Source organism: Polaromonas hydrogenivorans (assembly GCF_040105105.1).
Lineage (GTDB): Bacteria > Pseudomonadota > Gammaproteobacteria > Burkholderiales > Burkholderiaceae_C > Polaromonas > Polaromonas hydrogenivorans.
The window spans coordinates 3,224,281-3,246,641 of record NZ_CP157675.1; the positions used below are offsets into that span (position 1 = coordinate 3,224,281).

Annotated in this window: 14 protein-coding genes and 1 tRNA gene; 11 read left to right on the forward strand and 4 right to left on the reverse strand. The window is 60.8% G+C overall.

Annotated elements, in window-relative coordinates:
• Both ABLV49_RS15515 and ABLV49_RS15520 read right to left on the reverse strand, forming a co-directional pair.
• Positions 1-492: an aminoacyl-tRNA deacylase gene (locus ABLV49_RS15515; protein WP_349277799.1), complete on the reverse strand. Its 492-nt coding sequence runs from the start codon at positions 490-492 to the stop codon at positions 1-3.
• A gap of 24 nt (positions 493-516) precedes the next feature.
• Positions 517-1,578 carry an aldo/keto reductase gene (locus tag ABLV49_RS15520; protein ID WP_349277800.1) on the reverse strand — a complete coding sequence of 354 codons (1,062 nt, stop codon included), beginning with the start codon at positions 1,576-1,578 and terminating at the stop codon, positions 517-519.
• Positions 1,579-2,242: 664 nt separating this feature from the next.
• Here ABLV49_RS15520 and ABLV49_RS15525 point away from each other — a divergent pair.
• The 10 genes from ABLV49_RS15525 to ABLV49_RS15570 all read left to right on the forward strand — a co-directional run bounded on the left by ABLV49_RS15525 (position 2,243) and on the right by ABLV49_RS15570 (position 15,516).
• Positions 2,243-2,905, forward strand: coding sequence for an OmpA family protein (locus ABLV49_RS15525; protein WP_349277802.1), 663 nt, complete (start codon positions 2,243-2,245; stop codon positions 2,903-2,905).
• 267 nt (positions 2,906-3,172) lie between these two features.
• Positions 3,173-4,114: an alpha/beta fold hydrolase gene (locus tag ABLV49_RS15530; protein ID WP_349277804.1), complete on the forward strand. Its 942-nt coding sequence runs from the start codon at positions 3,173-3,175 to the stop codon at positions 4,112-4,114.
• A gap of 76 nt (positions 4,115-4,190) precedes the next feature.
• A complete protein-coding gene (locus tag ABLV49_RS15535) occupies positions 4,191-7,667 on the forward strand; it encodes a response regulator (RefSeq protein WP_349277806.1) in 3,477 nt (1,158 codons plus the stop codon).
• Between the two features lie 2 nt (positions 7,668-7,669).
• On the forward strand, positions 7,670-8,581 hold the full coding sequence (locus ABLV49_RS15540; RefSeq protein ID WP_349277807.1) for a CheR family methyltransferase: 912 nt from the start codon (positions 7,670-7,672) through the stop codon (positions 8,579-8,581).
• On the forward strand, positions 8,578-9,204 hold the full coding sequence (locus ABLV49_RS15545; protein ID WP_349277809.1) for a chemotaxis protein CheB: 627 nt from the start codon (positions 8,578-8,580) through the stop codon (positions 9,202-9,204). Before ABLV49_RS15540 ends, ABLV49_RS15545 begins: the two co-directional genes overlap by 4 nt.
• A complete protein-coding gene (locus ABLV49_RS15550; protein ID WP_349277810.1) occupies positions 9,171-10,379 on the forward strand; it encodes a hybrid sensor histidine kinase/response regulator in 1,209 nt (402 codons plus the stop codon). Before ABLV49_RS15545 ends, ABLV49_RS15550 begins: the two co-directional genes overlap by 34 nt.
• An 89-nt stretch (positions 10,380-10,468) precedes the next feature.
• A protein-coding gene (gene prfB, locus ABLV49_RS15555) for a peptide chain release factor 2 (protein ID WP_349277811.1) occupies positions 10,469-11,573 on the forward strand; the annotation gives its coding sequence in 2 pieces (ribosomal slippage) (positions 10,469-10,549 and positions 10,551-11,573; 1,104 coding nt in all).
• A 54-nt stretch (positions 11,574-11,627) separates the two neighbouring features.
• Positions 11,628-14,375 (forward strand): aminopeptidase N, encoded by a 2,748-nt coding sequence (gene pepN, locus ABLV49_RS15560; protein WP_349277813.1) that lies wholly within the window; start codon positions 11,628-11,630, stop codon positions 14,373-14,375.
• 45 nt (positions 14,376-14,420) lie between these two features.
• On the forward strand, positions 14,421-15,428 hold the full coding sequence (locus ABLV49_RS15565) for a class 1 fructose-bisphosphatase (protein WP_349277815.1): 1,008 nt from the start codon (positions 14,421-14,423) through the stop codon (positions 15,426-15,428).
• Positions 15,429-15,440: 12 nt separating this feature from the next.
• Positions 15,441-15,516: transfer RNA gene (locus tag ABLV49_RS15570), tRNA-Thr, on the forward strand.
• 243 nt (positions 15,517-15,759) lie between these two features.
• Here ABLV49_RS15570 and ABLV49_RS15575 read toward each other — a convergent pair.
• Together ABLV49_RS15575 and ABLV49_RS15580 are read right to left on the reverse strand one after the other, a co-directional pair.
• Positions 15,760-16,341, reverse strand: coding sequence for a hypothetical protein (locus tag ABLV49_RS15575; RefSeq protein ID WP_349277816.1), 582 nt, complete (start codon positions 16,339-16,341; stop codon positions 15,760-15,762).
• 114 nt (positions 16,342-16,455) lie between these two features.
• Positions 16,456-18,627, reverse strand: coding sequence for a YjbH domain-containing protein (locus ABLV49_RS15580; RefSeq protein ID WP_349277818.1), 2,172 nt, complete (start codon positions 18,625-18,627; stop codon positions 16,456-16,458).
• Positions 18,628-19,023: 396 nt separating this feature from the next.
• On the opposite strand from ABLV49_RS15580, the gene ABLV49_RS15585 reads away from it, so the two are divergent.
• Positions 19,024-22,341 (forward strand): DUF2126 domain-containing protein, encoded by a 3,318-nt coding sequence (locus ABLV49_RS15585; protein WP_349277819.1) that lies wholly within the window; start codon positions 19,024-19,026, stop codon positions 22,339-22,341.
• Positions 22,342-22,361: the final 20 nt, after the last annotated feature.

A 22,361-nucleotide genomic window follows, 5' to 3' on the forward strand; every position in this document is an offset into this window, starting at 1 on the left:
TTATTCGGTCAATGCGCACTGCACCGATTTTGCACCGAGCAGCGTGACGCAGACCTGCGGGTCGAGCCGCACCAGATAGCCGCGCCGCCCGCCGTTGATGGCGATTTCGGGCAGCGCCAGGATGCTTTCCTCGATGTACACCGGCATGGCCTTGCGCGTGCCGAACGGCGAGGTGCCGCCGACCAGGTAGCCGCTGTGCCGGTTGGCGACTTCAGGCTTGCAGGGCTCAACCGACTTGGCGCCGATCTGGCGCGCCAGGTTCTTGGTCGAAACCTTGCGGTTTCCGTGCATCAGCACCAGCAGCGGCCGGGCGTCCTGGTCCTGCATCACCAGCGTCTTGACGACGCTGAACGGATCAAAGCCCAGCACCGCCGCGCTGTGCTGGGCGCCGCCGTGCTCCAGGTATTCGTAGGGATGTTCGGTGAAAGCCACCTTGTTCGCCCTGAGCAACTGCGTGGCCGGCGTTTCGGAAACATGGTCTTTTTTAGCCATGGGGTTTCTGGGAAAACGGCGTTTTTACAGCGCCGGGTCGCGGATTTCCCAGCGGATTTTGTCAATCGCTTCCAGTACGTCGGCACTCAGTGTCTTGCCATACACATCCAGGTCTTCGTCGAGTTGCGCCACCGACGTGACGCCGATGATGGTGCTGGCCACCTGCCACTTGGTATGGCAAAACGCCAGCGCCATCTGCGTGGGCGTCAAGCCGTGGTCGCGGGCCAGCTGGTTGTAGCGCCGCGCCGCGGCCAGCGCTTCGGGGCGGCCCCAGCGCTGCTTGCGCATGGATTCGTATTTGGCGATGCGGCCCTCTTTCGGCGCATCCGGTCCTTCGGTGCCGGATGCGTCGTACTTGCCGGTCAGCAGGCCGAAACCCAGCGGCGAATACGCCAGCAGCGACACGCCCAGGCGGTGCATGGTTTCGTCCAGGCCGTTTTCGACGGTGCGGTTGATCAGGCAATACGGATTTTGCACCGTGGCCACGCGCGGCAGGCCGTGCTGCCCGGCCAGGCGAACGAACTCATGCACGCCGTAAGGCGATTCGTTGGACAGGCCGATGTAACGCACCTTGCCCTGCGTGACCAGCCGGCCCAGGGCTTCAAGCTGCTCATGGATCGAGGTCGTCGAACGCTCCTTGGCGGGGTCGTAGTACAGGGTGCCAAACGCGGGCACGCTGCGCTCGGGCCAGTGAATCTGGTAGAGGTCGATCACGTCGGTCTGCAAACGCTTCAGGCTGGCATCGCACGAAGCCTGGATGTCCTGCGCGCTCAAGCCGGTGCCCTCGCGAACCCAGGGCATGCCGCGCGACGGGCCGGCCACCTTGGTCGCGAGCACCAGTTGCTGCCGCACGCCCGGATTGCGGGCCAGCCAGTTGCCGATGATGGTCTCGGTGGCGCCAAAGGTTTCGGCGCGCGCCGGCACGGCATACATCTCGGCCGTGTCCAGAAAATTGACGCCGCGCGCCAGCGAGCGGTCCAGGATGGCATGGGCCGTGGCTTCATCGACCTGCTCGCCAAACGTCATGGAGCCCAGACAAACAGGCGTGACCCGCAGGTCGCTGGAGCCGAGTTGAACTTTATTCATAAGCAAGGTGAGGGGATGGTTGAGTAGTGGGAGAAAATTGCCGGCGGGGTGGCCACGGGTCCATGCCGGCAAGTTTCAAAAAACGCTAGTTTAAAGGCAGCAAATACAGCGTGCGTCACGCATCCAACTTGCGCTTTTGTCTTACAACTTCATACGAATGAAATGTTTAGTATTCACCTGCAGGCGCTCTAATGCGCTCTTCAAACAAAATTCATTCTTCGAGGAGTCTTCCGTCAACTACCCCGCCCTAAAGGGTGGAGCTTGAAGTCGAAAGACAGCGAGCCAGGTTGAAACAGGGAAAGCGGTATCCAGTCCGCTAAGTTAGTAATAGGTCGTTAAGACGCACCAGCGAATGCTTCCTCAGTTCGCTGCTCTGCAAGGCTTGGATCATGCAGACCAAAGGTAAAGGGTCGAAGGTCTTTGTCGCTGCTCGCAAGAGCAGGAGCCGGTTGCTGACATTCCCGAGGGGACATACGCCGCAAGGCGTGGGTCACAAGGCCCGTAAGGGCAGAGCCGCAAGGCCCGGCCGAGGTGAAAAGCCTTGGCAACCAATTTAACCAGGTCACAACATGGAAGTGAGCAGGTATCGACCTAAAGCCTCGGATGCGTTGCATCCGGCGCTCTACCTCCCCGGCCTGAAGGCCGGGGTTTCACGCGCAAACTGATGAAAAAAGTATTTATCACCACCGTCACCTGTGCCGCACTGGCGATTGCCGGCCTGTCGGGCTGTGCCAACATGAGCGAAACCCAGCAGGGCACGGCCAAGGGCGCGGGCATCGGCGCGCTGGCAGGTGCGGTTCTGGGCGCGGCGACCAACGGCTCCAAGGGCGCGGCGACCGGCGCGGTGCTGGGCGGCGCGCTGGGCGCTGGCGGCGGCTACATCTGGTCGAAGAAAATGCAGGACCAGAAAGTGGCGATGGAACGGGCCACGGCCGGCACCGGCGTCGCGGTCAGCCAGACCCAGGACAACCGCCTGAAGCTGGACATTCCGAGCGATGTGTCGTTTGACGTGGGCCGCTCGGCCATCAAGTCCAACTTCGCGCCGGTGCTGACGAACTTTGCGACCAGCCTGAACCAGAACCCGATCACCACGGTGTCCATCATTGGCCACACCGACAGCACCGGCTCCGACTCCGTCAACAACCCGCTGTCGGTGGACCGCGCCAATGCAGCCCGCGACTACCTGATCGGCCGTGGCGTGGCAGCACAGCGCGTTGCCACGGAAGGCCGCGGTTCGCGCGAGGCGATTGCCGACAACAGCTCGGTGCAGGGCCGCGCCAAAAATCGCCGCGTCGAGATTTACGTGGCCGAGCCGGCTCCGCGTTAATACCGGACTGGCGGGTTAACCAAAAAAAAGCACCTTCGGGTGCTTTTTTCACGCCCGCCGACAGTTGGTTTTTGGAACGAACCTGGAATTCAGGCATCAATTTTTGATCAAATTCGGCTTCTGCGCATACTGCACCTGCACAAGCAGCTATTATTTTAGTAGCACCTGGCGCATTATCTTCAGCCCTGGCCCAGCGGCTTGCGGGCAGCCGGGCGTGTCGCTGCCTTGACTGCTCGTCAACCCGCGCCTCCTTATGATGCAGGTCCAATGTACAAAGAAACCCGACTTTTTCGCAGCGAGTTCGTCCCTGTTCGCGGACTCGACTACCACGTCCAGATCTGGAACGGCCAGCCAGACTCAACCCCGTCTGCCCTGCCGCCGCTGGTGCTGGTGCACGGCTGGATGGATGTGGCGGCGTCTTACCAGTTCATGGTGGACGCCTTTTCCGACGCGTTTGCAGCGGGCCGCAGCATCATCGCGCCCGACTGGCGCGGTTTCGGGCAAACCGGCCTGACGCCCGCAGGCTACCGGGCCGACAGCTACTGGTTTGCCGATTACCTGGCTGACCTTGACTTTGTGCTCGACCACTACGCGCCCGGCCAGGCGGTCGATCTGGTCGGCCACAGCATGGGCGGCAATGTCGCCATGCTGTACGGTGGCGTGCGCCCGGCGCGCATCCGCAGACTGGTCAACCTGGAGGGCTTCGGCATGCCGGCCAGCCGGCCCAGCCAGGCGCCCGGCCGGCTTGCTCAGTGGATGGACGGGCTCAAAAGCCTGGAAAAAGGCGAAATGGCCCTGAAGAGCTATGACGATCAGGCAGGCGTCGCCAGGCGGCTGATGAAGACCAACCCCCGGCTGACACCGGACAAGGCCCACTGGCTGGCGGGTCACTGGGCACGGCCCGACGCATCGGGCCAATGGCGGATTCTGGGCAACCCGGCGCACAAGATCCCCAGCGCGCAGCTCTACCGGGTGGACGAAGTGCAGGAGATTCACCAGCGCATCAGCGCGCCGGTGCTGGCCGTTGAAGCGTCCGACGACTCGATGGGGCTGTGGTGGAAAGGCAAATACTCGCTGGCCGAATACCACGAACGGCTCAAGCAGGTGCCCGATGCGCGGGTCGCCGTCATCCAGGACGCCGGCCACATGCTGCACCATGACCAGCCCGGGCCGCTGGCCCGGCTGATCGAGGATTTCCTGAACGGATGAGGCGCAGCCGTTAGTTCCCCGGCATTTAAGGCGCACACTCAAGCTTTTTATGCAGCGCCTGGCGCAGGGATTAACGATGACCGGGCAAGCGAACCTCCACCAGGAAAATATCCGCAGCATCCTGACGCGCAACATCAGCCTGCCGCTGGGCGTTGGCGCACTCAGCGCCGCTGTGTTTGTCGGCCTGATCTTTTACCTGCTGTCCGCTTTGGGCGGGGTCGAGCAGACAGAGCGGGCCATCAGCAACGCCAACCAGATCGGCAAGCTGGGCGCCGACATGGAAACCAGCATGTATGGCTACCTGGTGACGGGCGAGGAATCCCTGCTGCAGCCCTTTGAAATCGGCAAACCGCGCATCGCCGCCGAAACGGTCTCGCTGAGCGAACTGGTCAAGGGCAACCGCGAACAGGTCAGCCGACTCAGACGCATCGGCGCGCTGCAGACGCAATGGAATGAGTTTGCGCAAGCCATTGTCGATTTGCGCCGCAAAGACCTCAATTACCAGGAGCCGGTTCGCTCCGCCGGGGGACGCAGCCTGACGAACGAAATCCGGCGCGAATTCTCCGAGTTCATCGGCATTGAAGAGCGCCTGCTGCAGCAGCGCAACGAGCAGGCCAGAAGCACCACGTTCTGGGGCATGGCGGCTTACTTGCTGTTCAGCCTGGGCCTGAGCGGCCTGCTGGCGCTGATGGGCCGCCGTGAACTGATGCGCCTGTCCGACACCTATGGCGAGGCAGAACAGCGTCAGGCCGCCACGGCGCTCCTGCTGGAGCAGCAGCTCTGGCTGCGCACCGGCCAGCGGCAACTGGCCGAGCACACCATTGGCCAGCAGGCGCTTGAATCGCTGGGCGGCAGCGTGCTCGAATTCGTGGCGCGCTATCTTGACGTGGCCGTGGCCGCCCTGTATGTCAAGGAAGACAACGGCAATTTGCGCCGCGTGGCCGCCTATGGTTTCAGCCAGAATGACGAAAGCATCGGGCAATCGTTTTACCTCGCCGAAGGCCTGGTCGGCCAGGCAGCCCTTGAAAACCGGGTGCTGCAACTCGACAACCTGCCCGCCAACTACCTGAAAATCACCTCCGGCCTGGGCCAGGGCTCCGCCCGGCATGTGCTGTTGGTGCCAGTGCATAACGACGGGCAGGTCAACGGTGTGGTCGAGCTTGGGTTTTTGCGGCCACTCGGCCCGCGCGACCTGGAATTCGTCAACATGATTGCCAACAACATCGGCAATTCCATTCACGCGGCACTTTATCGCCGGCAACTTCAGGACATGCTGGCGGAAACCCAGCGGCTCAATGAAGACCTTCAGGCGCAGCAGGAAGAACTGCTCATCGCCAACGAAGAGCTAGAAGAAAAATCCCGGGTGCTCAAGGAATACCAGGTGAGCCTGGAAAACCAGCAGGCCGAACTGGAGCAGACCAACGAGCAGCTGTCCGAGGTGGCGCTGTCGCTGGACCACAAGAACGTGGCGCTCAGCCAAGCACAAATCCAGCTGGAGGAGCGCGCCGAGGAACTGAGCCGGACCAGCCGCTACAAATCCGAGTTTCTGGCCAACATGTCGCACGAGTTGCGCACGCCGCTGAACAGCTCGCTGATCCTGTCCAAGCTGCTGTCGGACAACCAGAAGGGCAATCTTGATGCGGAGCAGGTCAAGTTTGCGCAATCGATTTATTCGGCCGGCAATGACCTGCTCAACCTGATCAACGACATCCTGGATATTTCAAAAGTCGAAGCCGGAAAACTCCAACTCTCGCCCGAAACGATCCTGCTTGGCGATCTGGCCGCCTCCCTCAACAGCACGTTTGGTCCGCTGGCCGGCCAGAAAAACCTGGCGTTCGAGGTCGTGGTCGAGCCGGGCACGCCGGCCACGCTGGAGACAGACCGCCAGCGCGCCGAGCAAATCCTGAAAAACCTGCTGTCCAACGCCATCAAGTTCACCGAAGCCGGCCGGGTCAGCCTGAGCGTGTCGCCCCAGCCCGGCGGCATGATCGGCTTTGCCGTGCAGGACTCGGGCATCGGCATTCGCCAGGAGCAGCAGCAGATTATTTTCGAGGCCTTCCGCCAGGCCGACGGCACGACCAGCCGGCGCTACGGCGGCACCGGCCTGGGCCTGTCGATTTCGCGCGACCTCACCGCGCTGCTGGGCGGCTCCATCACGGTGCAGAGCCAGGTGGGCCGGGGCAGCGTCTTCACGCTGCTGCTGCCGGCCCTCTGGAGCCAGCGGCAGTTGCTGTCCGAATCGTCAAAAGTCCTGCCGCCACCGGCCGCCACGCAGCCAGCGCAGGCGCTGGCTGCCGGATTCCCGGCCTTGCCCGGTGCTAGCGCACCGGTGCCGGTCTTTCCCGACGACCGCCACCGGGCCGCCAGCGGCCGCCTGGTGCTGGTGATTGAAGACGATGTGGTTTTTGCGCAAGTCCTGTACGACCTGGCCCATGAGCTGAACTACAGCTGCCTGGTCGCGCACGGCGCCGAAGACGGTTTTGCGCTGGCGACCCAGTTTGTTCCCAATGCCATCCTGCTGGACATGGGCCTGCCCGACCGGCCGGGCCTGTCGGTGCTGCAGCGGCTCAAGGAAAATCCGCACACCCGCCATATCCCGGTGCATGTGGTGTCGGGCGATGACCGCAGCGAGGCGGCCCTGCAGATGGGCGCCATTGGCTACGCCCTCAAGCCGACCTCCCGCGACCAGCTCAAGGAGGTCTTCAGGAAACTTGAAGACAAGCTGACGCAGAAAATCAAGCGCGTGCTGCTGGTCGAAAACGATGCCCTGCAGCGCACCAGCCTGATGGAGCTGATTGGCGATGACGACGTGCAGATCACGGCGGTGGCCACCGGCGGGGAAGCGCTGGCGCTGCTGGCCGGCACCATTTTTGACTGCATGATCATCGACCTGAAGCTGCCCGACATCCAGGGCTATGAGTTGCTCCAGCGCATGTCCACCGAAAGCATCGGCTCCTTTCCGCCCGTCATTGTCTATACCGGACGCACGCTGACGCGCCAGGAAGAAGCCGACCTGCTGAAGTATTCACGCACCATCATCATCAAGGGCGACCGCTCGCCCGAGCGCCTGCTCGATGAAGTCACCCTCTTCCTGCACAAGGTCGAATCAAGCTTGTCGGCGGAACGGCAAACCCTGCAGAAGATCGCCCGCAACCGGGACAGCGTGTTTGAAGGCCGCAAGGTTCTGCTGGTGGACGACGACGTGCGAAACATCTTTGCCCTGACCAGCGCCCTCGAAAACAAGGGCCTGCGGGTGGAAATCGGCCGCAATGGCTTCGAGGCCATCAGCAAGCTCGACGAAGTCAGCGACATCGACCTGGTGCTGATGGACATCATGATGCCGGGCATGGACGGACTCGAAGCCACGCGCCGCATCCGCCAGGACGCGCGTTTCCCGAAGCTGCCCATCATCGCCGTCACCGCCAAGGCCATGAAGGACGACCAGGAGCAGTGCCTGGAAGCCGGCGCCAATGACTACCTGGCCAAGCCGATTGACCTGGATCGCCTGTTTTCCTTGCTGCGCGTCTGGATGCCGGGCACGGAGCGGCCCTGAGCATGCCGAAAAAAGCAAAAATCCCGGACTACTCGTCATGGGGCAGCGTTCCGCTGGATCAACCGGCGGCGGCCGTGCCGGAGGCCAGCGCGACCGAGACGGAACTGCGCCTGCTGATGGAAGCGATATACCGTCAGTACAGCTACGATTTCCGCGACTATGCAGGCGCGTCGCAAAAGCGCCGGGTGCTGCAGGCGCTGGCGCAATTCGACTGCCCGACGATCCCGGCCCTGCAGGCCGGCATTCTGCAAGACCCAGGCCTGTTCATGCGCCTGCTGCAGTACCTGACGATTCCGGTCAGCGAGATGTTTCGCGACCCGACTTTTTTCCTCGCCTTGCGCCAGCAGGTGATACCGCTGCTGCAAACCTATCCTTCCATCAAGATATGGATAGCCGGCTGCAGCACTGGCGAAGAAGCGTATTCGCTGGCCATCCTGCTGAAAGAAGAAGGCCTGCTGGAGCGCTCGCTGATCTACGCGACCGACATCAACGCCCGCTCGCTCGACAAGGCCCGCCAGGGTATTTTTTTGCTGGGCAGCATCAAAGACCACACCGTCAATTACCAGAAAGCCGGCGGCAAGCAGGCGTTTTCGGACTACTACACGGCGGCTTATGACGCAGCGATTTTCGACAAGTCGCTGCGCGAGAACATCATATTTGCCGACCACAGCCTGGCGACCGACAGCGTGTTTTCGGAAACCCAGCTGGTGCTGTGCCGCAATGTGCTGATCTACTTCAACAAAAAGCTGCAAGACCGGGCGCTGGGCCTGTTTCATGAATCGCTGAGCCATCGCGGCTTTCTGGGCCTGGGCAGCAAGGAGAGCATCGACTTTTCTTCTTACGCCACGCGCTTTGAGCCGCTGGTCAAGCCCGAACGGATTTTTCGCAAGTGCCCAAGCGCCCTGCCCCGATGAACACCGTGAAATCTGCAGAAAAGCAAAGCATCGAAGCGGTTGTGATTGGCGCTTCAGCCGGCGGCGTGCAGGCCTTGCTGACCTTGTTCTCCGGCTTGCCAGCCGACTTTCGCCTTCCGATTGTGGTGGTGCTGCATCTGCCCGAAGACCGGGACAGCAAGCTGGCCGAGATTTTTCAGCACCGCTTGCCGATTCCGGTGCGCGAAGCCGCCGACAAGGAGCGCATCGCACCGGGAACCCTGTATTTCGCCGGTCCGGGCTACCACCTCTCGGTGGAAAGGGACCGGACTTTTTCATTGAGCGGCGAAGAACCTGTGCATTACTCGCGCCCGTCGATTGACGTGCTGATGGAGTCTGCCGCGGACGCTTATGGCGCCCGCCTGGCTGGCATTTTGCTCACCGGCGCCAACATCGATGGCGCCGCCGGACTGGCTAAAATAGGCGAACAAGGCGGGCTCACGGTGGTGCAGGATCCTGCCCAAGCCCAGGCACGCACCATGCCCGAAGCGGCCATCCGCAAGCGGCAACCCCATCTGATTCTCACTCTGGACGGCATACGCAGCCTGCTCCTCCAACTAGATACATCCTCATGCCCAACGCCGACACCACCGCCAAACTCCTGATCGTTGACGATCTGCCTGAAAACCTGCTGGCATTGAATGCGCTGATCCGCCAGGAGGGCCGGACGGTCTTTCAGGCGTCCTGCGGTGAAGACGCACTGAACCTGCTGCTTGAGCATGAGTTTGCGCTGGCCATCCTGGACGTGCAGATGCCTGGCATGAACGGCTTCGAGCTGGCCGAGCTGATGCGCAGCACTGACAAGACGCGCCACATTCCCATCGTGTTCGTGACCGCCGCAGGCAAGGAGTCGAACTACGCCTTCAAGGGCTATGAATCCGGTGCGGTGGACTTTTTGTACAAACCGCTGGACATTGACGCTGTCATGGGCAAGGTCAATGTGTTTGTCGAGCTTTACCGGCAGCGCCATGAAATCCGCCGCCAGGTCAAGGCACTCGAAAAAAACCGTCAGGAGCAGGATGCGCTGCTGCAGAAGCTGCAAATCTCCCAGCATGAACTGCAAAAGGCGGTGCGGATGCGCGACGATTTCATGTCGGTCGTGGCGCATGAGTTGCTCACGCCGCTGAACACGCTCTTCCTTGAAACCCAACTGCGCAAGCTGGAACTGGACCGGGACCACCCGAACATGTTTCAAAAACCCGGCCTGGCCGACATGTTCGGCCGCGACCAGCAACAGATCCAGAGCATGGTCAAGCTGATTGACGACATTCTTGATGTCGCGCGCATCAGCCACAACCGGCTGTCGGTTCGCCCGCGTCCCACGGAACTCTCCAGCCTGGTCAAGCGGGCTGTGGGCCAGTTGTCCGGCCAGGCGGCAGCGGCAGGCGTTGCGATTGCCGTGCAGGCCGAAGAAACCATTCAGGGCTGCTGGGATGAGTTTCGGATCGAGCAGGTAGTCATCAACCTGCTGACCAACGCCCTGCGCTACGGCGACGGCAAGCCGGTGGCGATCAGCCTGTTTGCCGTGCCGGACGGTGCGTGCATCGAAGTGCACGACCAGGGCAAAGGCATTCCTGCGGGCGACCAGCAGCGTATCTTCGAGCAGTTCGAACGCGGCGCGGACCGCATCAGCCCGGACGGCTTTGGCCTGGGCCTTTACATCAGCCGGCAACTCGTCGAGGCCCATGGCGGCAGGATCGGGCTGCAGAGCGAAGCGGGAAAAGGCTCGGTCTTTACCGTCACCTTGCCGCTGGCCGTGCCCGAGACGGTATCGCCGTGATAGATTGATTCGTTCCCCGGTGCCCGACAGGTGCGCATCGGGCATGAGAAAATAGCTGATTGAACTCAGATAAAAGACAGGAATTTCTCATGGACGCAGAACACATCAACATCATTTCCAACCAGATTCAAGACCTGAGCAACCGGGTGAATGAACTCAGGGGGTATCTTTGACTACCCTGCCAAAGCCCGAAAACTGAACGAAGTCAACGCCGCGCTCGAAGACCCGAAGGTCTGGGACAACCCCAAGCGCGCGCAGGAACTCGGCCGCGAGAAAAAATCGCTCGAAGACGTGGTGCTCATCCTGGACCGGCTGGAGCAAGAACTCTCGGACAACACCGAACTGTTCGAGATGTCGAAGGACGACAACGACGAAGCCGGCATGCGCGCCATCGAAGGCGAAGCCGCCAAGGTTGCCGCCGAGGTTGAAAAGATGGAATTCCGCCGGATGTTCAACAACCCGGCTGACCCGCTGAACGCCTTCCTCGACATCCAGGCCGGCGCCGGCGGCACCGAAGCCTGCGACTGGGCCAGCATGCTGCTGCGCCAGTACCTGAAATACGCTGAGCGCAAGGGTTTCAAGACCACGATTGAAGACGAGTCCGCTGGCGACACCGCCGGCATCAAGGGCGCAACCATCAAGATCGAGGGCGAATACGCCTTTGGCCTGCTGCGCACCGAAACCGGCGTGCATCGGCTGGTGCGCAAGTCGCCGTTTGACTCGTCGGGCGGGCGCCACACCTCGTTTGCCTCGGTGTTCGTCTATCCGGAAATTGACGACTCGATTGAAATCGACATCAATCCGGCGGACGTGCGCACCGACACCTACCGCGCCAGCGGCGCCGGCGGCCAGCACATCAACAAGACCGATTCGGCCGTTCGCCTGACGCACATCCCGACCGGCATCGTCGTGCAGTGCCAGGAAGGCCGCTCGCAGCACGGCAACCGCGATGTCGCCTGGAAGCGCCTGCGCTCACGCTTGTATGACTTTGAGTTGCGCAAGCAGCAGGAAGCGCAGCAAAAGCTCGAAGACACCAAGACCGACGTGGGCTGGGGCCACCAGATCCGCAGCTACGTGCTGGACAACAGCCGCATCAAGGACTTGCGCACCAACTACGAAACCTCGGCGACGCAAAAAGTGCTGGATGGCGACCTCGATCCGTTTATCGAGGCGTCTCTGAAGCAAGGCGTCTGAAGCCGGTTCACGCCGTTTGTTTGAGTTTTTTAAAATAATTAACAGGAAGTCACCATGCTGCAAATGATTGATGATCGCGGAACTGGACCCGGAGCCGTGGTCATCAACCGCGCCGACTACCTGGCCCCGGCCTACTGGATTGACAGCGTCGATCTGTGTTTTGACCTGGACCCGGCAAAAACGCGCGTGCTCAACAAGATGACGCTGCGCCGCAACCCGGACGTGCCAGCGCAGCCGCTCAAGCTGGACGGCGAGGAACTCAACCTGGCGCGCGTGCTGGTCAACGGGCAAGGCACGTCGTTCAAGATCGAAGGCAGCCAACTGGTGCTGTGCGACCTGCCCGATGCCTTCGAGCTGGAAATCTTCACCACCACCTGCCCGTCCAAAAACACCAAGCTGATGGGCCTGTACGTCAGCAACGACTCGTTCTTCACGCAGTGCGAAGCCGAGGGTTTCAGGCGCATCACCTATTTCCTCGACCGCCCGGACGTGATGGCCAGCTACAGCGTCACGCTGCGCGCCGACAAGGCCAAATACCCGGTGCTGCTGTCCAACGGCAACCTGGTGGCGCACGGCCCGCTCGAAGACGGGGCTAACGGCGCGCGCCACTTCGCCAAATGGGTCGATCCGCACAAAAAGCCCAGCTACCTGTTTGCGCTGGTGGCCGGCCAGCTGGTCAGCCGCGAGCAGCGCATCACCTCGCGCGCCGGCAAGGAGCATGTGCTGCAGGTCTATGTGCGCCCCGGTGACCTCGACAAGACCGAACACGCCATGGTCTCGCTGATGCATTCGGTGGCCTGGGACGAAGCGCGCTTTGGCCTGGGCCTGGACCTGGAACGCTTCATGATCGTTGCCACCAGCGACTTCAACATGGGCGCCATGGAGAACAAGGGCCTGAACATCTTCAACACCAAGTACGTGCTGGCGAATCAGTCAACGGCGACCGACATTGATTTTTCAAACATCGAAAGCGTCGTCGGCCACGAGTATTTTCACAACTGGACCGGCAACCGCATCACCTGCCGCGACTGGTTCCAGCTCAGCCTGAAGGAAGGCCTGACGGTGTTCCGCGACCAGGAGTTTTCGCAGGATTTGTGCGCCGAGCCTTCAGCCCGCGCCGTCAAGCGCATCGAGGACGTTCGGGTCTTGCGAACCGCCCAGTTCCCCGAGGACGCCGGCCCGATGGCACACCCGGTGCGGCCCGACAGCTACATCGAGATCAGCAACTTCTACACCGTCACGATTTACGAAAAAGGCGCCGAAGTCGTCCGCATGATGCAGACGCTGGTCGCGAGCATCAACGACCCGCTGGGTCGGGACGGCTTTGCCCGGGGCATGACGCTCTACTTCGAGCGGCACGACGGCCACGCCGTGACCTGCGACGATTTTGCCCAGGCCATTGCGGACGCCAATCCGATGTCGGATCTGGCGCGCCTGCTGCCGCAGTTCAAGCGCTGGTACGCCCAAGCCGGCACGCCGCGCGTGGAAGCCCTGGGCGCGTATGACGCCACGGCACGCACTTACACCCTCACGCTGTCGCAAACCTGCTGGCCGACGCCGGGCCAGCCGGTCAAGGAGCCGTTTGTCATTCCGGTCGGCTTGGGCCTGCTGGGTATTGACGGCCAGGACTTGCCGCTGCAACTGGCGGACGAACCCTCTGCTATCGCAGGAACCCGCACCGTCGTGCTGACGCAGGCCAGCGAAAGCTTCACCTTCGTCAACCTCGACGCCGAACCCGTTCCGTCCATCCTGCGCGGCTTCACGGCGCCCGTGGTGCTGGAGTTCGGCTACACCGACGCCCAGTTGCTGCATCTGCTGGCGCACGACAGCGATCCGTTCAACCGCTGGGAAGCCGGGCAGCGCCTGGCGGTCACCAGTGCCGTCAACGCTATTAAATCTATAGCTACAAACGCAGACGGGACATGCGCAAACGTGTTGAATGATGCTTATTTAGGCGCCATGCGCGAGGTGCTGCACCACCCGACGCTCGATTCCGCCTTCAAGGATCTGGTGCTGACGCTGCCGTCCGAAACCTACCTGGCCGAGCAGCTCGACGTGGTCGATCCGCAGCACATCCATGCCGTGCGCGAAGCGATGCGCCAGCAGCTCGCCACCGCGCTCAAGGCCGACTGGGAAGCGGCGTATGCCGCCAACCACGACACCGGCGCCTACACGCCCGACCCGGAATCAAGCGGCCGCCGCGCGCTGGCCGGCATGGCGCTGACGCACCTGTGCCTGGCGGCCCGGACCAGCGGCGATGCCGTGTGGCCGGGCAAGACCTTGCAGCGTTTCAAGGACGCCGGCAACATGACCGACCGTTTCAACGCCCTGGCCGCGCTGGTGTCCAGCAGCCATGCCCTGGCAGACCAGGCGCTGGCGCTGTTTCACGCCATGTTCAAGGACGAGGCGCTGGTCATCGACAAATGGTTCAGCCTGCAGACCAGCGCACCGGATCGCGGCGGCAACATCCTGCCGGCGGTCAAACAGCTCATGAAGCATGCCGACTTCAGCCTGAAAAACCCCAACCGCGCCCGCAGTGTCATCAGCACCTTCTGCCAGGGCAACCCGGCCGGGTTTCACCGGCTTGATGCAGCGGGCTACCAGTTCTGGTGCGAACGCGTGATCGAGCTGGACGCCATCAACCCACAGGTGGCCGCCCGGCTGGCGCGCGCGCTGGACCGCTGGAGCAAACTGGCCGAGCCCTACCGCAGCAACGCACGCCAGGCCATCACGCGTGTCGCCGCCCGCTCCGACCTGAGCAAAGACACCCTTGAAGTGGTGACGCGCGCCCTGGGCCAGTAAGCCGGCCGCGAACCCTTCACCACCTACCCTTTCACTGGAGTTCCGATGTCCCCAAAAATTTCCCTCACGCGTTACCTGGTCGAGCAGCAGCGCATCGACGGCCACATTCCGCCCGAGCTGCGCCTGCTGATCGAAGTGGTGGCCAGAGCCTGTAAAAGCATCAGCCAGGCCGTCAACAAAGGCGCGCTCGGCGACGTGATGGGCACCGCAGGCAGCGAAAACGTGCAGGGCGAAATCCAGAAAAAGCTCGACATCATCGCCAATGAAGTGCTGATCGAGGCCAACGAATGGGGCGGCCACCTGGCGGCCATGGCGTCCGAAGAAATGGACAGCATCTATGTGGTGCCCAACCGCTATCCGCAGGGCGAGTACCTGCTGATGTTCGATCCGCTCGACGGCTCCAGCAACATCGACGTGAACGTCAGCATCGGCACCATCTTCAGCGTGCTGAAAAAGTCAGAAGGCGATCGCGGCGTCGAGGAAAGCGACTTCCTGCAGGCAGGCAACCAGCAGGTCGCGGCCGGTTACTGCGTCTATGGCCCGCAAACCACGCTGGTGCTGACGGTCGGCGACGGCGTGGCCATGTTCACCCTGGACCGCGAGCAAGGCTCGTTCGTGCTGACCGAGGAAAACGTCACCATCCCGGACGACACCCAGGAATTTGCCATCAACATGAGCAACATGCGGCACTGGGACGAACCGGTCAAGCGCTACATCGACGAGTGCCTTGAAGGCAAGGACGGCCCGCGCGGCAAAAACTTCAACATGCGCTGGATTGCCTCCATGGTGGCCGACGTGCACCGCATCCTGTGCCGGGGCGGCGTGTTTCTGTACCCGTGGGACAAGCGCGAGCCCGAAAAGGCCGGCAAGCTGCGCCTGATGTACGAAGCCAATCCCATGAGCTGGCTGATCGAGCAGGCCGGCGGTGCCGCCACCAATGGCAAGCAGCGCATCCTCGACCTCCAGCCCACCAGACTGCACGAACGCGTCAGCGTGATGCTGGGCTCTAAAAATGAAGTTGAGCGGGTCACCGCCTATCACTCCGGGCTATAATCACGGGCTTAAGCCGGTGTAGCTCAGTCGGTAGAGCAGCTCATTCGTAATGAGAAGGTCGGGTGTTCGATTCATCTCTCCGGCACCAATATAGAAAAAGGTTTGCCGCTATGAAAATAGCGGCAAACCTTTTTTCTTTTGCTGGCGCAATTTCAAATATCGGCAGGTGTTCGATTGAGGGCGTGTGATTGCCTCTATGGAACGGCACGGAAGCTACAAAATTCGAGCCGCAAAAAAGCCCGCCAAGTGCGGGCTTTTGAGATGTGTAGCCGGCCCGGCGCAATCTACGCTGGACTATTGCCCTCTTAGGCGAGGACAGTAAAAAAGTGGCTTAGCCGCCGGCGCCAGTAGCACCGGTAGCAATGACCAGCGTGACAGTGCCAAAAGGCGTTCCGCTCACCGTCACAACGCCAGATTCACTGATCGTCACAGTCACACCCTGACTGATGCTGGAGGCATTGCCCAGTATCCACTTCACAAAAGAGTTGGTTGAGCCAGCGGTCAAGCCAGCCGTGGCCAGTTTCAGGTCGCAAGGCTTAACTTCGGTCGTTGCACCAACTTGCAGCTTTGTGAAAGTTGCTGGGTAGTTGGATTGAGTGATTTTGAAAATGCAGGAACCATAGGTCATGTTGCCTGTTGCCGTGTTTCCACCCGAACTGATGCTGAAAGTAGGCGCTGTACTGGAACCGGAAAGAGCCAGCGTTGTGGCTGATGTAGTTCCTAAAGCGGAAACGCCAGAGTCAAAGCTAAAGCTTTTATCCACCATCACTTGCGCCGTGGTGGAAGTAACTGCTGCCGTGGTGTCAGCTGATGCAACGGTTTTAGGGGGCGTATCGTCGCCGCCGCCACATGCGGTCAGCAAGATGCTGCAGCTAAATACCGACGCTGCTAAGGAAATTTTATTGAAACGCATAAGTTACTCCATGTTAAGAAATTAAAAACTATGTACCCATCTGCTCAACTATCCGGGAAATATTAACCTAATCAAACAAATTCCCCTAATCTTGGTATTGACCAGTGTCTGTTTTTAGTCTATTTGGCCACGGGCGTGGAGAAAAAACGACTCCCGCATCCGCTGTACCTGATTCTTGATGTAGGCCGGCGTGATGCGACCAGAGTTAAGTAATTCCACTTCCGGTTTGTAATTGAGTTCCACCGGGCGGACGGCATCGGGCCGTACAAAGTTGAGCGTGTTACCGCCATTGGTCATCAAGGTTCGGATGGACTGCGCGTAACGTGGTGTACCTGTCAGTTGCACCGGACCAGCGCCCATGCCCTGACGTGGCGTCAGCGGCAGACTCAATTCCATGCCCACAAATGTGTTGGGGCCGCCCCTGCGCGCAAACACCTGCACCGCCACATCACCAAACCAGCGGGTAAGGGCCAGCGACGGACCGGTGGAGCGGTCGGTGTACTGGTGGTAACCGCCCTCCACCCAGGTCTGGGGATCGAACTTCCAGCGGTAGGACGCCGCATAAGCCTCGTCACGTCGTGGCTGCACGTCGTCTTGCTGGCGCTGGTAGCTGCGGCCCTTGAGGTGGATCGTGTCCTCGTTCCAGGGCAGGAACAGAATCGATTCGCCTTCGGCACCCAGGCCGCTGTAGTTGTACTTGCCTACCCCCACACTGGTAAACAGGCGCGGACTGAACCAGAACGACTGCTGCAGCGCCAGCGTCTTCAGGCCGTTGCGATGCCGTGAACCGGCAAACAAGCGGCCCGGCTCCATGTTGTCGGAATTGCTCAGACGCTGCACTACGTCGGTATAAACCTCGGCACCCCGCCATAAGCTGACCGTACCGCGCACATTGGCTGCAAGCGAATAATCGAAAGCGCCGTATTCGGTTCCAAGGGTGTAATTGAGCAGCGGCTTGAGTTCCACGCGCAGCAGGGAGCGGTGCTGTGCGGCACCCGCCTCGCCAGAGGCCCATTGCACGGCGGCTACGTCGTAGCCTGCGAGCCGGCCAAAACCCATGGTATCTTTCACACGGCTGGCATCGCCATCACGCAAGAAATTGCGAAACGCCGCCACCTCGACCGAGGTTTCAAACACCATCAGGCCCGCTTTGAGCGTGAGCGCGTTCACGCGTGCAATGCCAGGTGGCGCGTACTCTGCCGCCAGGCCCAGGACTACGCCGAGCGCGTCGGCCTCGTTGTGCAGGTAACGGTAATTTTCATATTCGATCACCCACTCGTTGCCCAGCGTGCCGACGCGAACGCGGTCCAGGCCGCTGGCGCGCAAGGCGCGTGCCAAGGTATCCATTCGATCTTCGGCTGTAGCGGTCATACCGCCGCCCTCAGCCTGTGCGATGGGCTGCAAAGGTTTTTGCGCAGCATCGGCCCTGGCCTTGCGGGCACCGTCATTCGTACCGAGCGGCAAAACCAGCGAGACATTGAAACTCGTTGCATCGGCTGCACGCCCGGCCCTGTCGGTGGCGCCAAACGAGCGCTGAAGGGTACCCACTAGCTGTCCATCGCCCAACCAGGGCAGGGCCTCTGAGTAATAGCGCAAGCCGGCGTGGCGCTGCGTACCGTCGGTTTCAGCCAACACCGTGGCACGGGTAGTTCCGAGCTTGAATTCGGCACCACCAAATGCACCGTCCAGCACCTTGGCACCGTTCACGCTGCCTAGCGCGGGTTTTCCCCTGGCGTAACCCAAGGACCAGCGCAAGGGACCATATTCATCACTGGCCACCGCATACTTTGAGCTGAAATACACCGCGCCGCCGCTCAGATCGGTGGCGCCCACGGCCAGTTTGGGAAGACCGGGCATGTCCAGGGGCAACTGCAATTTGACGCTGGCCGAGATGTCTCGTGGGCCAAAGGCATTGAACCCGCCGGGCGGCGTGGGGCGCTGGTTCGTGTACTCGGCAAACCGACCAAACAGTTCCACTCGGGGCAACAAGCCAAATCCCAGCGTGTAATTCTGCTTGCGACCGAACGTGCCGAGTTTAGGGTCCAGGTAGTTACCCAAACTTAGTGCCATGTCACCTGAATCCAGCACATAGGCCGATGGGATGGTGAGTCCACCCGTAGCGCCCAGACTGGCCACGCCCAGCCCCTGCGCTTGTACGGATACTGTCTGGCACATAGCCGCCAGCCCGATAACGGTAGCGGCCAAACTGGAAAATGGCAGACTGCGGAGCGGCGGGGCTAAAGTCATTAAATTGATCTTTTTTTCAAAACTAACAATTTGGAACAAATAAATATTTTGTCAAATTATAGGCAGTGAATGTGCTGCAATCCAGATAAATTGCAGGCCATATAGCGCAATTTGGCTTTGGTGCGCACCGGCACCTTTTTGCCCATGGCCTGCTTTCCAAGTCCGCATTCAGCCGCTCCTCGGGATTGAGTTCCGGGCTGTAGTCATGGAGCCACGCGCATTTCCAGCCTTGCTCAAGGAGGCCGCTATGATAAAAAGCCCGAACCCCCTTGACCAATTGTTTTTAACCGCCTTGTTTGGTGATCCGGCTTGAACGGATAGAGTCCAAGGCCAATAAAAGTCTGGGCATGAATCGTGCGTTCTGGACAAGTTTTTAGCTCCCTAGCGATGCGGCCTGTCCGCGTCGCGCCCACCACCCATCGAAAGGCACCTCCAATGGCAATCCGTGTTGCGCTGCACCACAAAACCAGCTACCACTATGATCGCCTGGTTTCCCTGTCACCGCATGAAGTTCGCCTGCGTCCGGCACCTCATGCACGTACCCCGATTCTTTCGTATTCGCTGACCGTCACACCAGAAGACCACTTCATCAACTGGCAGCAGGATCCTTACGGCAATTACATTGGCCGCTACGTATTTCCTGAAAAATCGGACAAGCTGGAATTCACGGTCGATCTGGTGGCGGACATGACCGTCATCAATCCATTTGATTTCTTCGTCGAAAAATATGCTGAATTTTTTCCATTCAGTTACCCAGTCCAACTCACGGCCGAGTTAAGCCCCTATTTGAAGACGGAAGAGCCTGGCGAATTGCTGGTCGAATGGGTCGCAGCGGCCCGTCGCGATATTCTGAAGAAAAATCTGGCGACCAACGACTTTCTGGTGGCTGTCAATCAACGTCTCCAGGGTGATATTGCCTATTTGCTGCGGATGGAGCCTGGCGTGCAAACACCCGAGGACACCCTGCAAAAACGCTCGGGCTCGTGCCGCGACACCGGCTGGTTGCTGGTGCAAATTTTTCGCGAAATGGGCTTGGCGGCACGCTTTGTGTCCGGTTACCTGATTCAGTTGCGTGCTGATCAGGCATCGCTCGATGGCCCCAGCGGAACCGAAGTTGACTTTACCGACCTGCATGCCTGGACCGAGGTGTATATCCCCGGCGCAGGCTGGATTGGACTGGACCCAACCTCAGGCATGCTGGCCAGTGAAGGCCATATTCCGCTGGCCTGTACCGCCATGCCGTCATCAGCGGCACCTGTCACCGGCTTTACCGACAAGGCCGAGGTCACTTTCTTTCATGAAATGACGATCACGCGCATTCACGAAGATCCGCGCGTGACCAAGCCTTACAAGGAAGAAGACTGGCAAAAAATCGACCTGCTCGGCCAGCAGGTTGACGCGGACCTGAAGCGCCAGGATGTGCGCCTGACCCAAGGCGGCGAGCCTACGTTTGTCTCCATCGACGATATGGATGGACCCGAATGGAATACCCTGGCGCACGGCGATAAAAAGCGCGAATTGGCCGGCCAGCTCATGCACCGCCTGAAGAATCATTTTGCACCTGGGGGCATGCTGCATTACGGACAGGGAAAATGGTATCCGGGCGAGCCCTTGCCGCGCTGGGCCTTGAACATCTATTGGCGCATCGACGGTCAACCGATGTGGCTAGACCCCACGCTGTTTTCGGATGAGAACAAGAACGACGGCTATGGTTATGAAGATGCCGAACGCTTTGCCGCTGAACTGGTCAAGTCGCTGGGCTTGCCTGCCTTCAGCCAGATACCGGCTTATGAGGATGTCGTTCAGCAAGCCCATCTGGAGCAAGGGCTGCCCGTCAACCTGGACCCGCTCCAGGTTGACCTGAAGGCGTCGGAGCAGCGGCGGCGCTTGGCGCGCCTGCTGGAAACGGGCTTGGGCCAGGTCGTGGGCTATGTCTTGCCGTTAAAACCCAAGGATCTGGACCCCAATATCGCATTGGGCACGGCCTGGCGCACGTCTCCATGGCCGCTCAAACGCGATCACCTGTACCTGACCGAAGGCGACTCGCCCATGGGACTGCGCCTGCCTTTGAATGCGCTGCCCTGGGTGCTGCCCGAAGAAAAGGAGCCCGAGTTTGATGTCGATCCGTTCGCGCCCCGGACCGCACTGGATGCCGGGCAAAAGGAAAAGCGGGCCGCCCTCAAGGCAAAAAAACCTGTTCCAGTCGATGGCAACCCCGAGCCACGGGAAGTGATTCATACCGCGCTGTGCGTGCAGGTGCGCAATGGACGCCTGCATGTCTTCATGCCGCCGGTCCAACGCATCGAGGACTACCTGGCGCTGGTCACTTCCGTTGAGAACACTGCCGCCAAGCTCAAACTCAAGCTCTGGATCGAGGGCTATCCGCCGCCGCGCGACCCGCGCATCAAGCTGCTCAGCGTGACGCCCGATCCCGGCGTCATCGAGGTGAACATTCACCCCGCAGCCAGCTGGAACGAGCTGGTCTACAACATGACCACCTTGTATGAAGAGGCGCGGCTCACGCGTCTTGGCACTGAAAAGTTCATGGTCGATGGCCGCCACACCGGCACCGGCGGCGGCAACCATGCCACGCTCGGCGGTGCAACGGCCGAAGACAGCCCGATGCTGCGCCGCCCGGACCTGCTCAAAAGCCTGATCACCTACTGGCAAAACCATCCGGCACTGTCCTATCTGTTTTCGGGCACGTTCATCGGCCCCACCAGTCAGGCGCCCCGGGTTGACGAAGCACGGGACGACAACCTGTACGAACTGGCGATTGCCTTCCAGCAGATGGACAAGGTGCTGCCAACCCTGCAGCCCGGCGACAAGCCCTGGATGGTGGACCGCTTGCTGCGCAATTTGCTGGTGGACCTGACCGGAAATACGCACCGCTCGGAATTCTCCATCGACAAGCTGTATTCCCCCGATGGCCCGACCGGCCGTTTGGGGCTGGTCGAATTCCGCGCCTTCGAGATGCCGCCGCATGAGCGCATGAGCTTGCTGCAAATGCTGTTGCTGCGCGCGCTGGTGGCCCGTTTCTGGCGCCAGCCCTACCAGGCCAAGCTGGTGCACTGGGGCACGGCATTGCATGACCGCTGGATGCTGCCGCACTTTGTGGCGCAAGATATCCGCGACGTGGTCAAGGATTTGCGCGCCGCAGGCTATGCGTTTGAAGAGCACTGGTTCGACCCTTTCATCGAATTCCGTTTCCCGCGTTTTGGCACCGTGGTCTATGAGGGCGTGGAAATGGAATTGCGCCAGGCCATCGAGCCCTGGAATGTGCTGGGTGAGGAAATGACTGGCGGCGGCACCGCGCGCTATGTCGATTCGTCGGTGGAGCGCATGCAACTGCTGGTTCGCGGATTGACCGACGGGCGTCATGTGATTGCCTGCAACGGTCGCATGCTGCCATTGCATCCGACCGGCATTCCGGGCGAATACGTGGCGGGTGTCCGCTTTCGCGCCTGGAGTCCGTGGTCGGCCCTGCATCCGACCATCCGGGTGCAGGCGCCCTTGACGTTTGACCTGGTCGATACCTGGAGCGGCCGCGCCATTGGCGGCTGCACCTACCATGTCACGCATCCGGGCGGACGCAGCGAGGAAAGTTCGCCAATCAATGCCAACGCTGCCGAAGCACGCCGATTTGCCCGCTTTTGGGCGCATGGGCATACACCGGGACCGATGAGCGTGTATAAGGAAGAGTTGAATCCAGGCTTTCCCATGACGCTCGACTTGCGTTGGCAGCCTTACTGACCGTAGCCTGGCGCGTCCCA

Bases quoted from the DNA above. Each gene is read 5' to 3' on its own strand.
- ABLV49_RS15515 (WP_349277799.1), bottom strand. From the start codon at position 492: ATGGCTAAAAAAGACCATGTTTCCGAAACGCCGGCCACGCAGTTGCTC.
- ABLV49_RS15520 (WP_349277800.1), bottom strand. From the start codon at position 1,578: ATGAATAAAGTTCAACTCGGCTCCAGCGACCTGCGGGTCACGCCTGTT.
- ABLV49_RS15525 (WP_349277802.1), top strand. From the start codon at position 2,243: ATGAAAAAAGTATTTATCACCACCGTCACCTGTGCCGCACTGGCGATT.
- ABLV49_RS15530 (WP_349277804.1), top strand. From the start codon at position 3,173: ATGTACAAAGAAACCCGACTTTTTCGCAGCGAGTTCGTCCCTGTTCGC.
- ABLV49_RS15535 (WP_349277806.1), top strand. From the start codon at position 4,191: ATGACCGGGCAAGCGAACCTCCACCAGGAAAATATCCGCAGCATCCTG.
- ABLV49_RS15540 (WP_349277807.1), top strand. From the start codon at position 7,670: ATGCCGAAAAAAGCAAAAATCCCGGACTACTCGTCATGGGGCAGCGTT.
- ABLV49_RS15545 (WP_349277809.1), top strand. From the start codon at position 8,578: ATGAACACCGTGAAATCTGCAGAAAAGCAAAGCATCGAAGCGGTTGTG.
- ABLV49_RS15550 (WP_349277810.1), top strand. From the start codon at position 9,171: ATGCCCAACGCCGACACCACCGCCAAACTCCTGATCGTTGACGATCTG.
- pepN (WP_349277813.1), top strand. From the start codon at position 11,628: ATGCTGCAAATGATTGATGATCGCGGAACTGGACCCGGAGCCGTGGTC.
- ABLV49_RS15565 (WP_349277815.1), top strand. From the start codon at position 14,421: ATGTCCCCAAAAATTTCCCTCACGCGTTACCTGGTCGAGCAGCAGCGC.
- ABLV49_RS15575 (WP_349277816.1), bottom strand. From the start codon at position 16,341: ATGCGTTTCAATAAAATTTCCTTAGCAGCGTCGGTATTTAGCTGCAGC.
- ABLV49_RS15585 (WP_349277819.1), top strand. From the start codon at position 19,024: ATGGCAATCCGTGTTGCGCTGCACCACAAAACCAGCTACCACTATGAT.